General features: G+C 61.6%; 6 protein-coding genes. 3 read left to right on the top strand and 3 right to left on the bottom strand.

The window, feature by feature from the left end:
• The 3 genes from VIH17_07180 to VIH17_07170 form a co-directional block, all read right to left on the bottom strand.
• Positions 1 to 272, bottom strand: a 272-nt coding sequence (locus VIH17_07180) for a hypothetical protein (GenBank protein ID HEY4683017.1), incomplete at its 3' end; no start/stop codon positions are given.
• Entirely contained in the window at positions 269 to 511 is a 243-nt protein-coding gene (locus VIH17_07175; GenBank protein HEY4683016.1) for a hypothetical protein, read from the bottom strand. The genes VIH17_07180 and VIH17_07175, both read right to left, overlap by 4 nt.
• A gap of 125 nt (positions 512 to 636) precedes the next feature.
• On the bottom strand, positions 637 to 840 hold the full coding sequence (locus VIH17_07170) for a cold shock domain-containing protein (protein ID HEY4683015.1): 204 nt from the start codon (positions 838 to 840) through the stop codon (positions 637 to 639).
• Between the two features lie 380 nt (positions 841 to 1,220).
• Between VIH17_07170 and VIH17_07165 the strand changes: the two genes are divergently transcribed.
• The 3 genes from VIH17_07165 to VIH17_07155 all read left to right on the top strand — a co-directional run.
• Positions 1,221 to 2,231: a hypothetical protein gene (locus VIH17_07165; protein HEY4683014.1), complete on the top strand. Its 1,011-nt coding sequence runs from the start codon at positions 1,221 to 1,223 to the stop codon at positions 2,229 to 2,231.
• Between the two features lie 223 nt (positions 2,232 to 2,454).
• Positions 2,455 to 4,293 (top strand): 2-oxoacid:acceptor oxidoreductase subunit alpha, encoded by a 1,839-nt coding sequence (locus VIH17_07160; GenBank protein ID HEY4683013.1) that lies wholly within the window; start codon positions 2,455 to 2,457, stop codon positions 4,291 to 4,293.
• A 1-nt stretch (position 4,294) separates the two neighbouring features.
• Positions 4,295 to 4,824 (top strand): 2-oxoacid:ferredoxin oxidoreductase subunit beta (locus tag VIH17_07155; GenBank protein HEY4683012.1); only part of this gene is annotated, 530 nt, incomplete at its 3' end.

The following is a 4,824-nucleotide window of genomic DNA, read 5'->3' as shown; positions in this document are numbered from 1 at the left end:
TGCTCGAAGCGATAGTCGTCCAATTCCGCTTCGGTGATTTTATAATTGGTCTGAGGGGGATGGTTCGCGTAGGTGGCCAACTCGCGCTGGAGCTTCAGGGAGCAAATGTCGGGTCCGTCCTGATAGCGCGCCCGATGGGAGACAAAGGCCGCATTCGGAATCGTCAAGGTGAACTGGCGAAGCTCCGCCTCCTCTCGCACGTTAAACGTGTACTCCCGGACCAGGGCTTTCGCCTCACATCCGGCATACTGAACCAAGATGTTGCCGCTCACTTGACGCCTGCCGCGGCCGCGGCGAGAACTGGCGTCGGAGTGATTTTCTTGCGGCGTTTGGCTCGCGCACGTTTCGGAGGTGTTCCTTCCGCTGTCTCGACCACCATCAGGGTGGTGACAAATTTCTTGATCCCGTGGAGGTCGAAGTCAATGGTGGTGCGGTCGGCGTCGGATTCCGTGATTACTCCGTTGCCGTACTGAAAGTGCTTGATGTACTGGCCTTCTGAGAGAGCTTTCACAAAAGCCTCCTTTTAAGCCAAGCAAAACAGAACCAGTTCATTCTCGGCGGCCACTGGACCTGCGGTCCGGCCGACACAAGAAAAAAAGGGGCGAGCCGGGTGATTGCCCGGCTCGCCCCGGTGGACTAGAGGTTGGTCACGTTCGCGGCTTGCAGGCCCTTGGGCCCGCTGGTGACCTCGAATTCAACCGCCTGGCCATCGGTCAACGACTTGTACCCGTCCCCCTGAATGGCGGAGAAGTGCACAAAGACGTCCTCGCCCGACTGGCGCTGGATGAATCCGAAGCCCTTGCTCGCGTTAAACCACTTCACTGTTCCCTGTTCTTTCACGTAGGTTCCTTTTCTATGTTTGAGCTATCTGATGCTTCTCGACCGATTCCTCGGTGCCTCTAGCCGTAAAAACAAAAGGGGCCGCAAGTTGTGGACTTGCAGCCCCTCTGAACGAATCTCAAGGTTTTACAAGAGCAACAAACGCAAAACCATGATAGCACAGCTTGTGCCCTGATCCTAATGAAATCATCGCTGAGTTCCTCGCGCTGGAGGATCATGCAAGCTCTGCAATCTACTCCGCATCAAGCAGGAGAGTTTCGCTTGGTCCGATTGCGAGAGTCTTAAGGCTGGCTGCGCCCTCGCGCGGCCACACCGCCTATTGGAAACCGCGCTCGTCGCGGATAACCGATATATAATCGCCGACCAGCGAGGGGTCTCACATGAAGCGATCCGGCGGCATCACCGCTTCGGCGGTACTGGCCATCATCGGCAGCGTCTTCACCATCTTGCTTGGCGGCTTCGCCATCCTGGGCGCTCTGCTGATGCGCACCATGCCGAACCTGCCCACAACGCCGGCTCAGCCCGTCCCGCCGGTGGCATTTCTGCTCGCGGAATCCATCCTGTTTCTCGGCTTCGGCGTGTGGGGCATCGCCAGCGCCGTCGGTTTGCTGCGGCTGAAAAACTGGGCGCGCGTCTCCTTTCTGGTCTTCGCCGGGCTGCTCTGCCTTGTTTCGGCCTTCGGCGCTCTGTTCATGCTGCTCTTTCTGGTCGTGGGCCTGCCGATGCCTCCCCAGCAAAACGTGCCGCCCGGCTTCATGGCCGGCTTCTTCGGCACAATGATAGTTTTCGCCCTGCTGCATCTCGCCCTCAGCATCTGGTGGCTCTTCTACTTCAACCGCCGCGACGTCAAGGCACAATTCATGGGCGAAATCGCTGCCGCGGTTCCTTCTCGTCGCCCGCTCAGCATCACCATCATCGCCTGGCTGCTGATCGTTGGCGGAATCGCGGCCGCCCCGGTGTATTTGTTCGCATCAAGTCCGTTGTTTGTCTTCGGGTTCGTGATCCGGGGCTGGCTGGGGCGAGTCATTTATTTCCTGCTCGTGCTGGCCGGTCTGCTAGCCGGGGTCGGGCTATTGCGGATGAAAGCCGCCGCTCACTCGCTGGCAGTCGGTTACTTTGGTTTTACCCTGTTGAACCTTGCCACCAACATCCTTCTCCCAGGCTCCTTTGCCCGGATGCTGGCCGTGATGAAGGAAACGGTCCGTCCGACCCCCGAGACGCAGGCGTTCCTGAGCGAGCAGTTCTTCTGGTTCATCATGTTTTTTGGATTGCTGAGCACGGGCATTCCTCTCTGGTTCCTGATTACCCGCCGCCAGGCCTTCCTCGACGCGGCCAAGACACCGCCAGCACCAACCCCAGAACCCAGCTCGTTTCCTGGCTCACCGGCGTAGTGTCCCGCCCGGGAACAAGTCAAACCTGCACAGGACGTTGCGCCGCAACGCGCCGCGCCAGCCAGGCGTCTTACTCAGTAGCGCCCGATGTGGTATGCTGTACTTTTGGGGGCCGGCGCACTCCCCGCGCCGCGCCAATTACAGGTCACCGGAAGGACCCGCACTGATGGGCATACTGACCCAGGGACCACATTCTCGCAAGAAGGAAGTCTTAGATAAGGCCGTGATCCGCTTCGCCGGTGATTCCGGCGACGGCATGCAGATCACCGGCAACCAGTTCACCAATACGGTCGCCCTCTACGGCAACGACCTGGCCACCTTCCCCGACTATCCGGCTGAGATCCGCGCCCCTGCGGGCACGCTCCCGGGCGTGAGCGGCTTCCAGATCCACTTCTCCTCGACCGAGGTCTATACGCCCGGCGACGCCGTGGATGCCCTCGTCGCGATGAATCCGGCGGCGCTCAAAATGAACCTCGCCGACCTCAAGCCCAACGGCATCCTCATCGTCAACCTGGACAACTTCCAGGAAACCGACCTCAAGAAAGCGCAGATGACCTCGAACCCGCTCGAGGATCATTCGCTGGACGCCTTCCGAGTCTTCTCCGTCGACCTCTCCAAGCTCACCGGCAAAGCCCTCGAGGGCCTCGGCCTTGGCGCCAAGACCGTCGATCGCTCGAAGAACTTCTTCGCTCTGGGCATGTGCTACTGGCTCTACAACCGGCCCATGGACTCCACCCTCCGCTGGCTCGACGACAAATTCCAGTCCAAGCCGCTGCTCATCGAAGCCAACAAGCTGGCCATGAAAGCCGGCTACGCCTACTGCGAAGCCACCGAAGCCTTCCAGGTAAGCTACGAAATCCCGCCGGCCAAGCTCGCTCCGGGCGTCTATCGCAACATCAGCGGCAATACCGCCCTGGCGTTAGGGTTCGTTGCTGCGTCACAGAAGGCGGGCATCCCGCTCTTCCTCGGCTCCTATCCGATTACGCCGGCTTCCGACATCCTGCACGAGCTTTCCGGCTACAAGAATTTCGGCGTAATGACCTTCCAGGCCGAAGACGAAATTGCCGCCATCACCTCAGCCATCGGCGCGGCCTACACCGGCGCGCTCGGCATCACCGCCACCTCCGGCCCGGGCATGGCGCTCAAGACCGAAGCGCTGGGACTGGCCGTCGCCGTCGAGCTGCCCTTGGTGGTCTGCAACATCCAGCGCGGCGGCCCTTCCACGGGTCTGCCCACCAAGACCGAGCAGGCCGACTTGCTCCAGGCGCTCTACGGCCGCAACTCCGAAGCGCCCATCCCCGTTCTCGCCGCTGCAACACCGGGCGACTGCTTCTGGATCGCGCTCGAAGCCTGCCGCATCGCGCTGAAGTACATGGTGCCGGTCATCATTCTTTCCGATGGATACCTGGCCAACGGCGCCGAGCCCTGGCGCATCCCGCAGGTGGACGAACTACCCGAAATCCCCGTGTCCTTTGAGACCAATCCGCAGGGCTTCCTTCCCTACCGGCGCGACCCGCAAACGCTGGCCCGCCCGTGGGCGCTGCCCGGCACGCCCGGCCTCGAACACCGCATCGGCGGCCTCGAAAAACAAGACGTAACCGGCAACGTCAACTACGAGCCGCTCAACCACGAGCGCATGGTTCATCTGCGCGCCGCCAAGGTGGAAGCCATCGCGCAAGACATCCCCGACGTTGTTCCCGCCGGCGACCCCAGCGGCGACCTGCTGATCGTGGCCTGGGGCTCCACCTACGGCTCCATCACCGCCGCGCTTAACGCCCAGCGCGAAGCCGGCCATCGCATCGGCCACGTTCATCTGCGCCACCTCAATCCCCTGCCGCGCAACTTGGGCGAAGTGCTGAAGCGTTACAGGCGCGTCCTCGTCCCGGAGATGAACATGGGCCAGTTGGTGCAGGTGCTTCGCGCGAAATATCTGGTGGACGCGCAGGGCTACAACAAAATCCAGGGCAAGCCCTTCAAGCAGTCGGAAATCGAAGCGAAGATTGAAGAGGTGCTGGCGAGTTTGCCCGCGCCTGCTGTGGCGATGCGGGGAGGGAACAACTGACATGACCACGGCCACACTGCCCGTTTACACGAAGAAGGATTTCCAGACCGACCAGGAAATCCGCTGGTGCCCCGGCTGCGGCGACTACGCCATTCTCGCCGCCGTCCAGCAGGTGTTCCCTGAACTGGGCATCCCGCGCGAGAAGTTCGTGATTGTTTCGGGCATCGGCTGCTCCAGCCGCTTCCCCTATTACATGAACACCTACGGCTTCCACTCCATCCACGGTCGCGCGCCCGCCGTCGCCACCGGCATCAAGATCACCCGGCCCGACCTCGATGTCTGGGTGGCTACCGGCGATGGCGACTCGCTTTCCATCGGCGGCAACCACACTATCCACATGCTGCGCCGCAACGTCGGCATCAAAGTGCTGCTCTTCAACAACCGCATCTATGGCCTTACCAAGGGCCAGTACTCGCCCACCTCCGAGCTCGGCAAGAAGGCCAAGTCCACTCCCTACGGCTCTCCGGACCGGCCGTTCCTCCCGCTGGCACTGGCGCTCGGCGCCGAGGCCACCTTCGTCGCCCGCTCGGT

This window comes from Candidatus Acidiferrales bacterium, assembly GCA_036514995.1.
GTDB lineage: Bacteria > Acidobacteriota > Terriglobia > Acidiferrales > DATBWB01 > DATBWB01.
Note: the sequence above shows the minus strand (reverse complement) of the source record. Positions and strands in the feature narration are given on the sequence as shown.

What these genes read in the sequence shown, in the direction of transcription:
- VIH17_07165 (HEY4683014.1), top strand. Translation starts at nt 1,221, where the DNA reads ATGAAGCGATCCGGCGGCATCACCGCTTCGGCGGTACTGGCCATCATC.